Genomic DNA, 17000 nt, shown 5'->3' with positions numbered 1-17000 from the left:
CTCAGGCGCCCGCGACGAGCGCGGTCTCCTCGAGCCGTCCGGCGAGGTGCCCGGAGAACGAGCCGACGTCGGGGTGGTCCCACATCACGGCGGCCGGCAGCCGGACGCCGAGCTTCTTCTGCAGGCGACGCCTGATCGCCATCGTCATCACCGAGTCGAGGCCCAGGTCGGTGAACGAGCTGCGTGCGTCCAGTGCCTCCGGGGCCTGCCCGGTCTCCTGTGCGGTCTCCCCGATGACCAGCGTCGTGACGGCTGCCACCAGGTCATCGCCGGCCAGCTCGCGAAGGGTGCCGCCCCCGTCGTCGGCCGTCTCGGCCGGTTCGGCCACCAGCCCACGCAGGACCGCCGGGCCGTCCGAGGTCACCTCGAGCACCCGGACCACTGCCGCGTGGGGCTCACCGCTGCGGACCACCGCGTCCCAGGACCGGAACGCCTCGTCCTTGGTGATGTCCCCGGCGCCCAGCCCCGCGAGCTCCTCCTCGACGGCGGTGCTCGCCGCCATGCCCATCGCGCGCCATGACGTCCAGCCCAGGCTGACCGTCTCGGTACCGCCGCGGGCGTGGCGCTCCCGGGCCAGGCCGTCGAGGAACGCGTTCGCGGCGGCGTAGCTGGTCTGCCCGGTCAGTCCGAGCAGGAGACCGATCGAGGAGAAGTAGGCGCAGAAGTCCAGCTCCCCGGGCTGGAACACCTCGTCGAGCACGAGCGCGCCGTCCACCTTGGGCCGCAGCACCGTCCGGAGCGAGTCCTCGTCGAGGTCGGCGAGCGTACGGCTGTCCAGCACACCGGCCGCGTGCACCACACCGCGGATGGGCGGCAGACCCAGTGCCTCGGCGGTCAGCGCCGCCGCGACCTGGTCGCGGTCGGTGATGTCGAGGCTGATGACCCGGACCGTGACGCCGCGCGCCTCCAGGGCACGGATCGCGTGGATCCTGCGGCGGCCCGCAGGGTCGGAGAGGTCGTCCCACTCCGAGCGCGGGGGCAGCGCCGAGCGTCCGGCGAGCACGATCCGGGCGGCACCACGGCCGGCGAGCCACGAGGCGATCTCCAGGCCGAGCACACCGAGGCCGCCGGTGATCAGGTACGTACCGTCCGGCGAGCAGGTCACGGCCGGACGGGCCGACGCGGACGCCGCGGGGCGCAGCCTCCGGTACCACGCCGTCTCGCCGTCCAGCCGGACGACCGGCTCGTCCGTCGTGGCGCCGCCCAGGAGTGCGGGGAGCGTGGCGGCCGACGCCTCGACATGGCCGGGATCGAGGTCCACGACGCCGCACCAGACGTCGGGGTGCTCGGTAGCGAGCACCGCCGACATGCCCCATACCGGAGCCTGCTCGACGACGGCGTGGTCGTCACCGCGGCTCGTGACCGCCCAGACCCGGGCACCGGCCGGAGCCGCGTCCGCCATCACCTGGACCGTGCGGGCCACCTGCCACGCGGCTGCCACCGCGAGGTCACCGACCGGCAGGTCCGGGGCGCTCGCCGGGGGAAGGACGAGGATCGAGCTGTGGTCGAGAGCCGACCCGAGAGCTGAAAGGGCGTCCGGGGTCGGGACGCTGGTCACGGATCCGTCCGCGTCGGTGATCGCGGCCTGGACGGCAGCACCGAGGGCACCGTCCGCCCCGACCAGCACGACCCGGGCCCCTGCGCGCTGCGGCGGGAGGGCAACGCTCTCCCACGCGACCCGGTGCACGAGCGTCCCGCTCGACGTGCTCGGGGGGTCGATCTCCGTGAACCGCAGGTTCACGAGCTCGGCCGCGACAACACCTTCGGCGTCGGCGATCTGGACGTCGACCGTCGTCGGGTCGGACGTGTCGGCAGCGTGGCGCACGACGAGCTGCGCCTCGAACGGCGCGGGGCCGTACAGCCGGAGCTCACCCACGCGCGAGGGCATCCGGAGCGCCGGGGTGCCCGTGAACGCCATCGGTGCCACGGAGAGCACGGCGTCGAACAGGGAGGCCCAGTGGTCCGGCTCCTCAGCACCCTCGGTGTCGCCGCTCGCGACGACCCGCGCGTACATCTCGCCGTCGGCCGTCCGGATCTCCTTGAACTCCCACGGGAAGCCGATGTCCGCCACGCCGATGTCCTTGAGGCGCTGCGCCACCGATCCCGGGGCCGACTGCTCGCCACGACGCGCCGCGGTGTAGGCCAGCCCGATCGGCTCGGCTCCCTCGACTGCCGCCGGGCCGCGGCGCGCGAAGGTGTGCTGGGTCGGAGCCTCCTGGTCACCGTCCAGCCGGCGCGACGTGAGGCGCACCGAGTCCTGTACCCGGATGACCTGGACCTCACGCGTGCCGGTCACGGGCACCGGTGAGCGCAGCTCGACGTCGCGGAGCCCTGACCCGTCGAACGCCGACATGAACGTGGTGAGCAGCACCGCAGCGGGCAGCACCTCGGTTCCGCCGATGGGGTGCTCGCCCGGGTACGGGCGGGTCTCGAAGTCGAGCTGGGTCTGCCAGACGCGGGTCCCGGACCCGTCCGCAAGCTCGACGAGCGTGCCGAGCAGCGTGCGCGAACCGGGGTCGTGCCGCTGTGCCACGGCTGCAGCGGTCGGTGCCCGCCAGTAGTCCCGGTGCTGCCATGCGGTGGTCGGCAGCGTGACCGGTCCCGCGTGCTCCTCGGCTGCAGCCGCCCAGTCCACGGTGACGCCCCGAACGTGCGCGGCCGCCACGGCCTTCAACAGCTCCGCGACCTCCGGGCGCTTGCGCCGCAGCGTGCCCGTGACGAAGAACCCGGTCTCGGCGGCGTCACCCTCGGCGGCCTCCCCGACCGTCTCCTCGATAGAGTGCGCGACCACCGGGTGCGGCGCCAGCTCGATGAACGAGCGGTGACCGTCCTCGACGGCGGCCCGGACCGCGGAGGTGAGCAGCACCGGGTTCCGCAGGTTGGCCGCCCAGTAGGCGCCGTCCCGCGGAGCGTCCGAGCGCGGGTCCGCGAGCGCTGTGCTGTAGACGGGTACGGCGGGCGCCTGCGGCTCCAGGTCGCGCACCGAGGCCGCGAGCCGCGGGCACAGCGGGTCCATCTGCGGGCTGTGGAACGCCACGTCGGACGCGACCTCGCGGACCCTGATCCCCTCTGCGGCCCAGGCCGTGCTCACCTGCTCGACGGCATCCGGGGTGCCGGCTATCACTGTCGACGACGGCGAGGAGGAGATGGCCGCGTGGGCGTCGTGGTTGTCCGCCAGCCGCCGCTCCGCCTCGTCGAAGGGCAGCGAGACCATGGCCATCGCGCCCCGGCCGGCTACCTCGGGGAGCAGCGCGGACCGGCGGCAGACCAGGCGGGCGCCGCTCTCGAGGTCCAGTACTCCCGCCGCGACGACCGCCGCGATCTCACCCACCGAGTGGCCGATCACGGCGGCGGGGCGCAGGCCCCGAGCGCGCAGCGCCGCGGCCAGAGAGACCTGGATCGCGAAGATCATCGGCTGGATCCGATCCGGCCCGCCGAGGTCACCGCTGACGATGACGTCACGCGGGGAGAAGCCTGCCTCTTCCTGGAAGACCGGGACGATCCGGTCGATGACCCGTGCGAACTCCGGCTCGTCCGCCAGCAGGTCGCGGCCCATGCCGGCCCACTGGGACCCGTGACCGGAGAAGACCCACACCGCGTCGTGCCCGCCGACGGCGGCGGCCGGACTGTGCTCGGCCTCCTCACCTGCCGCCAGGCGCTCGAAGCCGGCTGCCGCCTCCTCGACCGTCCCGGCCACCACTGCCGCGCGCACCCCTGCATGCTCGCGGCGGGTCGTCAGCGTGTGGGCCACGTCGGCGACGTCGATCTCGTCCGCCGTGCGCAGCCGGCCGGCGAGCCGGGCCGCGTACTCGCGCACCGCGTCGGTGCTCGCCCCGGAGACCGGGAGGACCCGTGGCCGGTGGCTCTCGACGGCGGGCCGGCCCTGCTCCTGGCCCTGCTCCTGGCTCTGCTCGGGCGCCTGTTCGAGCACCACGTGCCCGACCGTGCCGCCATAACCGAAGCTGGAGACGCCCGCGCGCCGCGGCTCCGAGCCCTCCGGCCACGGAGTCCGTCCGGCGACCACCTGCAGGCCGGACGACGCCCAGTCCACCGCCGGGGTCGGCTCCTGGTGGCGGATCGTGGGCGGGATCTCGGCGTGCACCAGCGACAGGACGGCCTTGATCAGGCCGGCGATCCCGGCTCCTGCCTCCAGGTGCCCGATGTTGGGCTTCACGGACCCGATCAGGCACCGCGCGTCGTCGGCCCGACCCACGCCGTACACGCTGCTCAGGGCGTTCGCCTCGATCGGGTCCCCGGCACGGGTGCCGGTGCCGTGCGCCTCGACGTAGCCGATGGTCAGCGGGTCGACGCCGGCCACGCGCAGCGCCTGCCGGGCCACGGCGGCCTGGGCGTCCCCGCTCGGCGCCATGATCCCGTTGGTCCGGCCGTCCTGCTGTACGGCGCTCCCGCGGATCACCGCCAGGACGGTGTCTCCGTCGCGCTGGGCGTCGCTCAGCCGCTTGAGCACGACGACGCCCGCGCCCTCGCCGCGGCCGTAACCGTTCGCCGACGCGTCGAACGACTTCGACGTGCCGTCCGGGGACGTCGCGCCGGCGGCGTCCAGGACCATGGTGAGGCTGGGGCCCGCCATGATGTTCACGCCGCCCGCGAGTGCTACGTGGGCCTCACCGGAACGCAGCGCCTGGCAGGCCTGGTGGACGGCCACGAGCGACGACGAGCAGGCGGTGTCCACCGCGACGCTGGGGCCCCGCAGGTCCAGGTGGTACGAGATCCGGTTCGCAGTGGCGCACATGGAGGCGCCGATACCGGTCCAGGCCTCGATACGTGGCAGGTCCTCGAGCATCTGCCGCCCGTAGTCGTCCGACCCGACCCCGATGAACACCCCGGTGTTGCTGCCGGCGAGCGACATCGGCGGGACTCCGGCGTTCTCGAGCGCCTCCCACGCCGTCTCCAGCAGGATGCGCTGCTGAGGATCCATCTGCTCGGCCTCGCGCGGGGTGATACCGAAGAACGCCGCGTCGAACGCCGCGGCGTTCTCGATGAAGCCCGCCCTCTTGGTCGTCGCGCGCAGCTGGGCCGGGTGGGCAGCGGCGTAACCCTGCCAGCGCTCCTCCGGTACGTTCCGGATACCGTCGAGACCGTTGATGAGCATGTGCCACAGGTCGTCGGGCGAGTTCACACCGCCCGGAAGCCGACAGCCCATACCGGTGATGGCAATCGGTTCCACGGTGGGAGCCGATACTGCGTTCGTCGCAGGGTCAACGACAGTCTTGGTGCGCGTCATGGGGCCTCCTCGTCGCTACGGATGCCTCCGAGGAGCGCACGCGACAAAGCCCGTGCGGCTCCATCGCTTGGCACGGACGAGGATGGTCGGCGACGACCAAGAACTGCCCAAGAACTCGCCTAAGACCGCAGTCCCGGCGCCGGTGCTATGCGCGCAGCATCTCCGCCACCTGGAACGCCAGCTCCAGGGACTGCTGGTGGTTCAGACGGGGGTCGACGAGCGTCTCGTAGCGCAGCGCGAGGCCGGCGTCGGAGATCTCCTCGGACCCGCCCAGCACCTCGGTGACGTCGTCGCCGGTGAGCTCCATGTGCAGCCCACCGGGGACCGTGCCCAGCGTCTTGTGCACCTCGAAGAACCCGGCGACCTCGTCGAGCACGTCCGTGAGGCGGCGGGTCTTGTAGCCGCTGTCCGACGTGATGGTGTTGCCGTGCATCGGGTCCGTCACCCAGGTGACGTTCGCCCCGGACCAGGTCACCGCCTCGACGATGGACGGCAGCACGTCGCGGACCCGGCTCGCGCCCATGCGCGTGATGAACGTGAGCCGGCCGGGGAGGTTCTCCGGGTTGAGCCGCTCGGTGAGGGCCAGCGCGTCGTGCGGCGTCGTCGTCGGGCCCAGCTTCACGCCGATCGGGTTGGCGATGCGGGACAAGAAGTCGACGTGGGCGCCGTCGAGCTGGCGCGTGCGCTCCCCGATCCAGAGGAAGTGCGCGCTCGTGTCGTAGGCCCTGCCGGTGCGCTGGTCCGTGCGGGTCAGTGCCCGCTCGTAGTCGAGCACCAGGGCCTCGTGGCTCAGGAAGAACTCGACGGAACGCAGCGCGTCGAAGTCGGCACCGCACGCGTGCATGAACCGGATCGCGCGGTCGATCTCGTCCGCCGTCTTCTCGTACCGCGCGTAGGCGGGGTTGCGCATGAAGCCGCGGTTCCACTCGTGCACCTGGCGCAGGTCGGCGAAGCCGCCCTGCGTGAAGGCCCGCACCACGTTCGCCGTGGCTGCCGAGATCCGGTAGGCCTGCTCGAGGCGCTCCGGGTCGGGTGTGCGGTCCTGCGGCGTGAAGGGGAACCCGTTGATCATGTCGCCGCGGTAGGCGGGCAGTGTCACGCCGTCGCGCGTCTCCGTGTCGCTGGAGCGCGGCTTGGCGTACTGGCCGGCCATCCGGCCCATCTTCACCACCGGCGTGCTCGCGCCGTGGGTGAGCACCACCGCCATCTGCAGGATGGTGCGGACCTTGTTGCGGATGCGGTCGGCGTTCGCCTCGGCGAACGTCTCCGCGCAGTCCCCACCCTGGAGCAGGAACGCCTCACCCCGGCCGGCGGCGGCGAGCCGCTCGGTCAGGGTGTCGGCCTGTGCGGGCACCACGATGGGCGCGGCCTGCGCCAGGCGGCCGGTCGCGGCCGCCAGCGCGCCCGGGTCCGGCCACGTGGGCTGCTGGAGCGCCGTGAGCGTGCGGTAGTGGTCCAGACCAGCTGGACCAGCCGGACCAGCCGACCGTTCGGCCGGATCTGTCTGGGCCGGGTCTGTCGCAGTGCTCATCGGCTCGCCGGTCGTGGTGCCCGCACCGTGCTCAGTGCTCCGCCGGGGCGGCCGGCACGAGCGGCTGGCCGATGTCCGCGAGGATCTCGCCGAACCACTCCTGCGAGACGTCGAACGCCTTGCCGCCGGCGATGCGCGGGAACGCGATCGCCTTGAGCTTGTCGCCGTCCTCCTCGTCGTGGCCGATGACGCCGGACTCGCCACGCAGCGCGCACTCCACCGCGTAGTCGGTCATCGACTTGATGAGGCGCAGGTCGTCGCTGTTCGCGGCGGCGGCGCGGGAGTAGTAGCCCGACTTCTGCACCATCGTCTTCTCGGCGCCCAGCTTCTCCGCGAACTGCTTCGCGAACCACTGGCCGGGGTTGATCGTGTCGAGCTTCACGTGCCCGAACGGGTCGCGCTCCACGGTCTCGCCGGCAGCCTCGAGCTGGGCCACGATCTCGTGCATGCCCGCACCCTCCGACAGGAAGATGTTGACGTTGCCGATCTCGTCCATGACGCCGCGCAGGCGCTTGGCCTCGCCCTCGAGGTCGATCTCGAGCTCCGGCAGGAACACGGCGTGCACGTCCCAGCGCTCACGGGACAGGCCGAGGGCCGGGGCCCACTCCTGGGCGTCGAGCCACTCGCGGTACGACTTCGCGGTGGCCGCCGTCAGCCAGCCGCAGTGCCGCCCCATGACCTCGTGCACGATCAGCATGCGCGGGCCGACCCGGTTCTCACCGATGACGTTGGCCGCGAACTTCGCGCCCTCCTCGGCCGCGGTCCACGCGCCCAGGGACTGCTTGATCGGCACCACGTCGTTGTCGATGGTCTTCGGCAGGCCCACGACGGTGAGCTCGTAGCCGTTCTCGTGCAGGTAGGCGGCGAGGTCGGCGGCGGTCGTGTTGGTGTCGTCGCCGCCGATCGTGTGCAGCACGTCCACGCCGTCGGCCTTCAGCTGCTCCGCGGCGACGTGCAGCGGGTCCTGACCCTCCTTGACGAGGCCGCGCTTGACCGCGTCCTTGACGTTGGTCAGCTTCACGCGGGAGTTGCCGATCGGCGAGCCGCCGAAGCGGTGCAGGATCGGGGCCTGGGCGCGCGCCTCTTCACCGATCTCTATCTTGTTGCCGGTCAGCAGGCCGTGGTAGCCGTGCAGGTAGGCAATGATCTCGATCTCGGGGTCGAGCTCGGTGTAACGCTCGATCAGGCCGCCAACCGAGGACGACAGGCAGGGCGCGAAGCCGCCGGCGGTCAGCAGGGCCACACGACGAACAGCCATCGGAGGAGCACCTCTCATCAGGGAAAGTTCACGGGCGCCCCAGCCGGCGATCGCCCGCGCGGCACCCTTCGTCGTCATCCTACTGAGGGTCGACGACCGCGCCCGGCACGTCCGGTGAGTGAGCACGCCGCCGACCGGGAGCGCGGGCACCTGTGACCAACTAGCGTCTCGACTCGGGCTCGCGGCGCGTGAGAGAATTGCAGTGAGCCTCCCGGTTGCCTAATGGCCCGGGAGGCTTTCTGTTATGACCGAATCGCCCGCTTCCGCGCCCGCACGACTCATCGTCCGCCCGACGACGCCCGCCGACCGCCCGGTCCTGGAGCGGCTCTGGCTCCTGTTCCGGCACGACCTGTCGGAGGTCACGGGGGCGCTCCCCGACCCGACCGGTCAGTTCCGGCGTGACCGGCTCGACGCCACGTTCACCGACCCGGGCCGGCGCGGCGTCCTCGCCCACCTGGAGCCCGAGGGCACCCCGCCGTCGCCCGTCGGCTTCGCGCTCGTGCGCGGGCTCGACGGGCCGACCCACGTGGTCAGCTCGTTCTTCGTGGTGCGCGGGGCCCGACGGAGCGGCGTCGGGCGCGAGCTCGCGGCACACGTCCTGGCGAGCTTCCCAGGCCGCTGGGAGGTCCCGTTCCAGGACGCCAACCCGCCTGCCGTGCGGTTCTGGCGGGCGGTGGCCACCGACGCCGTCGGGCAGGCGTGGACCGAGGAGCACCGGGCCGTACCCGGCCGGCCGGACCTGCCACCCGACACCTGGATCTCGCTGACGGCGGGATAGCGGGCACCGGACACGGCACGACGGCGGAGCGAGGCCGTGCGACGTCGGTCGGTTGCCTCAGCACCGCAACGACTTCGGTCCGTTGCTCTGAGATCGGTCGTTTGATTGACCGATCTCAGAACAACGGACCGAAGTCATGACGCCCCACCAGCAACCGACCGAAGTCACCAACCGGCCGAGGAGCTTCAGCCGATGAGGTGCAGGCTCTCCCTGTTCTTGTCCGCGTACAGGCGCTCGACGTCCTCGTCGAAGTCCTTCAGGAACACGGACCGCTTCACGCTCTGCTTCGGTGTGAGGTACCCGTTCTCGATGGTCAGGTCGGTCGCCAGCACCGTGTACTTGCGGATCGACTCGGCCTTCGAGACCGCCTTGTTCGCGCGCTGCACCGCCTCGTCCAGCGCGGCCAGGACGTCGGGGTCCTTGCGCGCCTCGTCCACGGACAGCGCGGGCTTGCCGTGCATCTTCAGCCAGCCCGGCAGCCCCTCGGCGTCGAGCGTCACGAGCGCGCCGATGTACGGCTTGCCGTCACCGACCACCACGCACTGGCTGACCAGGGCGTGCGACCGGATCCGGTCCTCGAGGTTCGAGGGCGCCACGTTCTTGCCGCCCGCGGTGACGATGATCTCCTTCTTGCGACCGGTGATCGTGAGGAACCCGTCGTCGTCCAGAACGCCCAGGTCGCCGGTGAGGAACCAGCCATCCTCGGTGAACGACTCCGCGGTGGCGGCTTCGTTGTTGTGGTATGCCCGGAAGATGTTCTGGCCCTTGAGGAGGATCTCGCCGTCCGCCGCGATCTTGACGGAGCAGCCCGGCAGCGGCGGGCCGACCGTGCCGATCTTCGTCGCCGTCGGGCGGGTCACGGTTGCCGGGGCCGTGGACTCGGTGAGGCCGTAGCCCTCGAGCACGGTGAGGCCCAGTCCACGGTAGAAGTGGCCGAGGCGCTCGCCCAGCGGGCCGCCGCCCGAGACAGCGAAATCCGCCTGGCCGCCCAGCTTGGCCCGCAGCTTCGAGAACACCAGTGCGCTGGCGACCGAGTGCTGGAGCTTCAGGCCCAGGCTCGGGCCCGACGGCGTGTCGAGCGCCCGCGACCACGCGATACCCGTCGCGGTGGCCCAGTGGAAGATCTTCGACTTGCCGCCGGCCGCCGCCGTCTGCTCGGCGGTGTTGTAGACTTTCTCGAACACGCGCGGCACCGCGAGGATGAACGTCGGCTTGAACTCGCCGAGCCCGTCGACCAGCGTCGTCGTGTCGGCCCAGTGCCCGGTGACCACGCCGCCGGCCACGCCGAGCACGTGGATGTACCGCGCGAACACGTGGGCCATCGGGATGAACAGGAGGGTGCGTCCGCCCTCCTTGGCGAACACCTCCGGCACCGCCTCGACGGCGTTCACGGCGAGCGACGCGAAGTTGCGGTGCGTCAGCTCGGCCCCCTTGGGGCGACCCGTGGTGCCCGAGGTGTAGATGATCGTGGCGAGGTCGTCGAGGTCCGCCAGAGCGCGGCGCCGGATGATCTCGGCGTCGGGCACCTCCACGCCGTCGGCCACCACCGCGTCCAGCGCGCCGTCGTCGATGACGAGCACGTCGGTCACGAGCGGGCAGGCGGCGCGCACCTCTTCGACGGTGGCGGCATTGGCCGCGGTCTCGGTGAAGACGAGCTTCACGTCGGCATCGGACAGGATCCACTCGACCTGTTCGGCCGAGGAGGTCTCGTAGACGGGTACGGGCACGGCGCCCGCGGCCCAGGCCGCGAAGTCCAGCACGGCCCACTCGTACCGGGTGCGGCACATGATGCCGACCTTGTCGCCGGGCTCGATGCCGCGGGCCGCGAGGCCCTTCGCCACAGCAACCACCTGGGCGTCGAACTCTCCGGCCGTGACGACGCGCCAGGGCTCGCCCTTGCCGGCCGGGACCTCCATCATCGGCTTGTCGGCACCGGCGCCGACACGATCCGCGAGTACATCGTTGAGATTGGAGGTGGGGGGCAGCTCGATGAGAATCGCGCTGTTGATCTCGTCCATTCTGACTCCAGTGGCAGTACTGACCGTGCCTGCAAAGATACCGGGAAACGGACGCCGTGTGTTGCACTCCTGGCGGTCGCTACCCTGGTTGTGCGCACCTACTCGGTGCAGCCTCCTTTTCGACGGTCCGTACGACCGTCGTGCAACGAGAGAACGTGAGGACGAATGCACGCCATCGGGGTCGACATCGGCGGCACCAAGATCGCTGTGGGAGTCGTCGACGAGGAGGGCAAGATCCTCGCCCAGGTGCGGCGGGAGACCGACGCCGACGACGTCGCGCACATCGACAGGGCGATCGCCGACGCCTGCAACGAGCTCGTCAAGGAGCACGAGGTGAGCGCGATCGGCCTCGCCGCCGCGGGCTTCGTGAGCCCCGACCGGACGTCCGTGAACTTCGCCCCCAACATCGCCTGGCGGGAGTACCCGCTGGCCGCGAAGGTGGCCGAGCTGGTCGACGCCGACCTGCCCATCGTGGTGGAGAACGACGCGAACGCCGCCGGCTGGGCCGAGTTCCGGTTCGGCGCGGGGCGCGACGCCACCGACATGCTCATGCTCACCGTCGGCACCGGCCTCGGCGGCGCGGTCATCTCCGAGCGGGAGCTCGTGCGCGGCAAGTGGGGCATGGCGGCAGAGGTCGGGCACATGCGCGTGGTGCCGGAGGGGCACTACTGCGGCTGCGGCCACGAGGGCTGCTGGGAGCAGTACGCCTCGGGCAGCGCGCTGGAGCGCGACGCCCAGCACGCCGCCGTCGCGCGCGTCGACCAGGCCGCCAGGCTGCTGGAGCTCTCGGGCGGTGAGCCTGCTGAGATCAGGGGTAAGATGGTGACCGAGGCCGCCCAGGAGGGCGACCCGCTGTCCGTCGAGCTGCTCGCCACCCTCGGGCGCTGGATCGGTGAGGGGTCCGCGTCGGTGGCGGCCCTGCTCGACCCGGAGCTCATCGTCATCGGCGGCGGCGTCGGCGCGGCCGGCGACCTGCTGCTCGGCCCGGTGCGGCGAGGCTTCGAGGCCCAGCTGTCCGCCATGGGCCACCGTCCGGTCGCGAAGATCGAGCTGGCCGAGCACGGCAACGAGGCGGGCATCGTGGGCGCCGCGGACCTCGCCCGTCGCTGAGCGCTCCCCCGGATATCGGAAAGCCCCCGAGATCTCGGGAGCGACCTGTCAGAAGCTCAGTTCACCCGGGTGAACTGAGCTTCTGACCTGTCGGCGTCGCGTGTCGGGCTCGTGTGTCGGACTCCGGCGGCCTCACACCGGCCCGGATCACACGACGGCGCCCGGCCCGTCGTCGTCGGGGTCCCGCTGGTGGGGCATGCGCCAGATCAGCACACCGAGGCCCGCCACGAACAGGCCGAGGCTGATCTGCCCGGCCAGCGGGGGGATCGACACGGCCGGCATCGCCGCCGACACGATCATCCCGATCACGGCCAGCGAGGGCACACCCACGACGAAGCTCCAGGCCATCGTGAGCAGCGGGTCGCGCGACAGCAGGGGCGGCGGCTCGGGCGGCGTGAAGTGGGACTCCTCCTCCTCGAGCGCCTCGATCTCCGGCGTCAGCGGCCAGTCGCGCGGGCCGGCGGGCAGGATCACGCGCGACCCGGTCGCCGAGTCGTCGTCCGAGTCCTCGTCCGAGCCGTCCGCAGAGCCGTCACCACCGTTGCCGGCGCGAGCGCCGGAACGGTCGCCGGCGGCGGCGTCGGCGGTGCTCTCGTCATCGGGCCGCGAAGTCTGAGAGGATTCGGCGGGCTTCTCGGGGTCGCCGGCCGTGCCGTCGGCCCGCGAGACGTCCATGTCGCCGAGGGTTGCGACGATGTCGGCCCAGCGCGAGGCCACGTCGTCGTCGCCCAGCTCGCGTGGGGTGTCGCCGGGCACGTCGTCGTCTCGGTCGTCGGTGTTCGATGCGGCCATGGGCACACTCTATTGTCGTCGGGGGGCCCGCGGGGCCGGGTCTGGAGGAGGAATCTTGTTCTACTGGGTGATGCGGAACCTGCTGGTCGGCCCCTGGCTGCGCCTCGCGTACAAGCCGTGGGTGATCGGCGCCAAGAACGTGCCGCGCACCGGCCCGGCGATCATGGCCAGCAACCACCTGGCGGTGATCGACTCGTTCATCCTGCCGCTCCTGCTCACGCGCCGGGTGACGTTCCTCGCCAAGTCCGACTACTTCACGGGCAAGGGCCTCAAGGGCAAGTTCGTGGCCTGGTTCATGACGGGCATCGGCATGATCCCGGTGGACCGGTCCGGCGGCGCCGCGAGCGAGGCAGCGCTGCGCACGGGGTTGCGCGTGCTGCGTGAGGGCAACCTGTTCGGCATCTACCCCGAGGGCACCCGCAGCCCCGACGGCCGCCTGTACAAGGCGAAGACCGGCGTGGCCCGGATGGCGCTCGAGTCCGGCGCCCCGGTCGTCCCCGTCGCCATGGTCGACACCGACGTCGCCCAGCCCCCCGGGCGCGGCCTGCCCACGTTCATGCCGCTCGGCGCCGTGATCGGCGAGCCGCTCGACTTCAGCCGGTACAAGGGCATGGAGACCGACAGGTTCGTGCTGCGCGCCGTCGCCGACGAGATCGAGTACGCCATCCTCGCGCTGTCCGGCCAGGAGTACGTCGACGCGTACGCGGCGAGCGCGAAGGAACGCGCGGCCCGCGGCGAGCCCCCGATCCCCGCGTCGGAGGAAGGCCCCGGTGGCCTGCCTCTCCCGGAGGTCGAGAAGCCGAAGCGCCCCAGCCGCTGAGCCGTCCCCGGCCCGCCGGCCGGCGGGCCGGGCGTCTCCTGGGCCCGGGACGTCCGCTGGGTGCGGCCTACTTGATCCCGGTCGTCGCGAACCCCCTGACCAGATACCGCTGGCCCAGCAGGAACGCCAGGAACAGCGGGAGCAGGGACAGCACCGACATCGCGAACATGCCGCCGAAGTTCGACTCCGACGTCGCGTCGAGGAACGCCCGCAGGGCGAGCGAGACGGTCCAGTTCTCCTGGGACGTCAGGTAGATCAGCGGCCCGAAGAAGTCGGACCACGTCCAGATGAACGTGAAGATCGTGGTGGTGGCGAGGGCGGGCACCATCAGGGGCAAAATGATCTGCCCGAAGATGCGCAGGTGGCCTGCCCCGTCCAGCCGCGCGGCCTCGTCCAGCTCGCGGGGGATGCCGCGGATGAACTGGACCATGAGGAACACGAAGAACGCGTCCGTGGCCAGGAACTTGGGCACCACGAGCGGCAGGAACGTGTTGATCCAGCCGAGCTGGGCGAAGATCACGTACTGCGGCACGATCACCACGTGCACCGGCAGCATGATCGTGGCGAGCATCGTCGCGAACCACAGGGTGCGCAGCGGGAACCGCAGGCGCGCGAACGCGTACGCCGCCAGGGAGCACGAGATCAGGTTCCCGAGGATCGCCCCGATCGACAGCACCGCCGAGTTCAGGAAGTACCGCGTGAACGAGTGCCGGTGCGCCTCCCAGCCGGAGGCGTAGTTCTCGCCCGTCGGGTCGGTCAGGACGATCGAGAGGTCGCGGAAGATCTCGTCGTCGGGCCGCAGCGAGGCGACCACGAGCCAGATCAGCGGGTAGATCATCAGGAGCGAGAGCGCCAGCAGCCCGGCGTGCTTGAGGACGCTGCGCAGCCTGCGGCGGAACGTCGGTGGTCGTGCGACCACGTGTCGCACGGCCGGCGGAGCGGCGGTGGCGGGACCTGTCGTGTCAGTCGTCATAGAACACCCAGAACCTCGACAGCCAGAAGTTGAACGCCGTGAAGGCGCAGATGATGGTCAGCAGGAACCACGCCATGGCGCTGGCGTAGCCCATGTTGAGGTTGCCGAAGCCCTCCCGGTACAGGTACAGCGTGAAGAAGAGGGTGGAGTCGCTCGGTCCCCCGGTTCCGCCCGAGACGATGAACGCCTGCGTGAACGTCTGGAACGCGAAGATCACCTGGAGCACCAGGTTGAAGAAGATGATGGGGCTGAGCAGCGGCAGCGTGATGGACACGAACCGGCGTGCGGGCGAGGCGCCGTCGACCTGCGCGGCCTCGTAGTAGACCGCGGGAATCTGCCGCAGACCCGCCAGGAAGATCACCATGGGTGACCCGAAGGTCCAGATGTGCAGCACGATGATGGTGCTCAGCGCGGTGGAGGGGTTCGAGATCCAACCAGGGCCGTCGATGCCCACCAGGGCCAGCACCCAGTTCACCAGCCCGTCGGTGCCGAACACCTGCCGCCACAGGATCGCGACGGCGACCGAACCGCCGAGCAGGGACGGCAGGTAGAACACCGACCGGTAGAAGGCGAGCCCGCGCATGCCACGGTCCAGCAGCAGGGCGATGGCCAGCGCCACCGCGAGCTGCAGCGGCACCGAGACGACCACGTAGGTGACGGTGACGCGCAAGGACGCCCACAGTCTGCGGTCGCCCCACATGTCGACGTAGTTCTCCAACCCGATGAAACGGGCGGGTTCCAGCAGGTTGTAGTCGGTCAGCGACAGGTAGGCGGACGCCAGGATCGGACCGATGGTGAACGTCACCAGCCCGATCAGCCACGGCGCCAGGAACGCGTAGCCCGTCCGTGCGTCGGGATAACGGATCTTGCGGGCGGCGGTGCCGTCGGGTCCCGGCACCGGACGACCTCGTCCGCGCGCCAGGATGCGTAGTTCGCCGATGCTGCTCACGCAGGACCTCCTCGTCCTCGAAAGCCACGTCCTCGACCCGGCCGAGCCCCAAGAGGCGACCAGTTCGAAACCGTTCTGCAAAACGATTGCCGGAAGTGAAGCACAGATCGTTGACACGATTCAATAGCCCCGCGTACGTTGACGCCCACCATCACGGACCCGATCGCAATGAAGCGAGGCACAGGGATGCGGACAACACGTGCACGTTCCAGCCGCACGACGGCGGCGCTCGTCGCCGCGGGCGCGGCACTCACCCTCCTGACGGCCGGCTGCGCCGTCGATCCCGGCTCCGACGGCGGAGGCGGTGGCGACGGCTACGACCCCGAGGAGGAGGTCACGCTCCGGCTCAGCTGGTGGGGCGAGGCCGAGCGCAACGCCACCACGGACGACGTGGTCGCCGACTTCATGGCCGAGCACCCCAACATCACCGTCGAGACCGAACCCAGCGACTTCGAGTCGTACTTCGACAAGATCGCCACCTCCACCGCCGCGAACGACGCACCCGACGTCATGGCGCTCGGCGGCGCCTACCCGCAGGAGTACGGGGCCAAGGGCGCGCTCGTGGACCTCGGCACGCTGGGCGAGCAGCTCGACATGTCCCCCTTCAACGAGGCCGCCCTGTCCGGCGCCACGTATGAGGACGCCGTCTACGGCGCACCGACCGGCGGCAACGCGATCGGCCTGATCGCCAACCCGCGTGTCTTCGAGGAGGCCGGTGTCGAGCTGCCCGACGACGAGACGTGGACGTGGGACGAGTTTGCCGACCTCGCCGCCGAGATCTCGGACAAGCACCCCGACGACGGCACCTACGGCTTCGAGATGCAGGTGACCGACATCCTCGGCAGCTACGCCGGGCAGCGTGGGCTGGGCGTGTACGACTGGGACGGCAAGCTCGCCGTCGAGACCGACACCCTCGTGGACTTCTGGAACATGGAGCTGGACCTCGTCGAGTCCGGCGCGCAGCCGAACGCCGAGGTCACCACGGAGTTCCAGGGCCAGTCCCCCGAGCTCACGCTCATGGGCACCGGCAAGGCGGCGATGGGCTTCATCTACTCCAACCTGCTGGGCACCTATGCCGACGCGTCGGGCGACGACATGGTGCTGCTCAAGATCCCGGGCGAGCAGGAGTTCGAGCACCCCGGCGTGACCGTGCTGCCCTCGCAGTACTGGGCGGTCTCGGCGCAGTCGGAGCACCCGGAGGCCGCGGCCATGCTCGTGGACTACCTGGTCAACAGCCCCGAGGCAGGCAGCAAGATCCTCGCTGACCGCGGGCTGCCGTTCAACGCCGAGGTGTTCGCCGCCATCGAGGACCAGCTCAGCCCGAAGGACGCCGAGTCGGGCGCCTACGTGCAGGAGATCGGCGAGACGGCCGAGCCCGCTCCCCCGCAGCCGGAGGGCGGCTCGATCCTCAACGACACCACCATCCTGTACGACTCGGAGGTGCTCTTCGGCACGATGACGCCGGAGGAGGCCGCCCAGGCCTGGACGGCCGACATGTCCGCGGCGCTCGAGTAACGGCCGCCGCA

At 71.0% G+C, this 17000-nt stretch carries 11 protein-coding genes; 4 read left to right on the top strand and 7 right to left on the bottom strand.

Annotated elements, in window-relative coordinates:
* Window position 1: 1 nt before the first annotated feature.
* The 3 genes from LUM46_RS10250 to LUM46_RS10240 all read right to left on the bottom strand — a co-directional run bounded on the left by LUM46_RS10250 (window position 2) and on the right by LUM46_RS10240 (window position 8034).
* The gene (locus tag LUM46_RS10250) at window positions 2-5188 is read right to left on the bottom strand and encodes a type I polyketide synthase (protein WP_274993743.1); all 5187 of its coding nucleotides are present in this window, start codon (window positions 5186-5188) and stop codon (window positions 2-4) included.
* A 202-nt stretch (window positions 5189-5390) separates the two neighbouring features.
* Window positions 5391-6776, bottom strand: a complete 1386-nt coding sequence (locus tag LUM46_RS10245; RefSeq protein WP_274993742.1) for a class II 3-deoxy-7-phosphoheptulonate synthase — start codon at window positions 6774-6776, stop codon at window positions 5391-5393.
* A 31-nt stretch (window positions 6777-6807) separates the two neighbouring features.
* Window positions 6808-8034 (bottom strand): pyrophosphate--fructose-6-phosphate 1-phosphotransferase, encoded by a 1227-nt coding sequence (locus LUM46_RS10240; RefSeq protein WP_274993740.1) that lies wholly within the window; start codon window positions 8032-8034, stop codon window positions 6808-6810.
* Window positions 8035-8278: 244 nt separating this feature from the next.
* On the opposite strand from LUM46_RS10240, the gene LUM46_RS10235 reads away from it, so the two are divergent.
* Window positions 8279-8812, top strand: a complete 534-nt coding sequence (locus LUM46_RS10235; RefSeq protein ID WP_274993738.1) for a GNAT family N-acetyltransferase — start codon at window positions 8279-8281, stop codon at window positions 8810-8812.
* 185 nt (window positions 8813-8997) lie between these two features.
* Here the strand turns inward: LUM46_RS10235 and LUM46_RS10230 are convergent, their stop codons facing one another.
* Entirely contained in the window at window positions 8998-10830 is a 1833-nt protein-coding gene (locus LUM46_RS10230) for an AMP-dependent synthetase/ligase (RefSeq protein ID WP_274993737.1), read from the bottom strand.
* Between the two features lie 165 nt (window positions 10831-10995).
* Here LUM46_RS10230 and LUM46_RS10225 point away from each other — a divergent pair, with 165 nt between their 5' ends.
* Entirely contained in the window at window positions 10996-11940 is a 945-nt protein-coding gene (locus LUM46_RS10225; protein WP_274993736.1) for an ROK family glucokinase, read from the top strand.
* A gap of 147 nt (window positions 11941-12087) precedes the next feature.
* Here the strand turns inward: LUM46_RS10225 and LUM46_RS10220 are convergent, their stop codons facing one another.
* Window positions 12088-12732, bottom strand: coding sequence for a hypothetical protein (locus LUM46_RS10220; RefSeq protein ID WP_274993735.1), 645 nt, complete (start codon window positions 12730-12732; stop codon window positions 12088-12090).
* A gap of 55 nt (window positions 12733-12787) precedes the next feature.
* On the opposite strand from LUM46_RS10220, the gene LUM46_RS10215 reads away from it, so the two are divergent.
* Window positions 12788-13552: a lysophospholipid acyltransferase family protein gene (locus tag LUM46_RS10215; protein ID WP_274993734.1), complete on the top strand. Its 765-nt coding sequence runs from the start codon at window positions 12788-12790 to the stop codon at window positions 13550-13552.
* 67 nt (window positions 13553-13619) lie between these two features.
* Here LUM46_RS10215 and LUM46_RS10210 read toward each other — a convergent pair whose 3' ends face one another.
* Both LUM46_RS10210 and LUM46_RS10205 read right to left on the bottom strand, forming a co-directional pair.
* Window positions 13620-14525 (bottom strand): carbohydrate ABC transporter permease, encoded by a 906-nt coding sequence (locus tag LUM46_RS10210; RefSeq protein ID WP_274993733.1) that lies wholly within the window; start codon window positions 14523-14525, stop codon window positions 13620-13622.
* Window positions 14515-15474: a carbohydrate ABC transporter permease gene (locus LUM46_RS10205; protein WP_274993732.1), complete on the bottom strand. Its 960-nt coding sequence runs from the start codon at window positions 15472-15474 to the stop codon at window positions 14515-14517. Before LUM46_RS10205 ends, LUM46_RS10210 begins: the two co-directional genes overlap by 11 nt.
* 186 nt (window positions 15475-15660) lie before the next feature.
* On the opposite strand from LUM46_RS10205, the gene LUM46_RS10200 reads away from it, so the two are divergent.
* Window positions 15661-16989: an ABC transporter substrate-binding protein gene (locus LUM46_RS10200; RefSeq protein WP_274993731.1), complete on the top strand. Its 1329-nt coding sequence runs from the start codon at window positions 15661-15663 to the stop codon at window positions 16987-16989.
* Window positions 16990-17000: the final 11 nt, after the last annotated feature.

Source organism: Promicromonospora iranensis (assembly GCF_028994805.1).
GTDB lineage: Bacteria > Actinomycetota > Actinomycetes > Actinomycetales > Cellulomonadaceae > Promicromonospora > Promicromonospora iranensis.
Note: the sequence above shows the minus strand (reverse complement) of the source record. Positions and strands in the feature narration are given on the sequence as shown.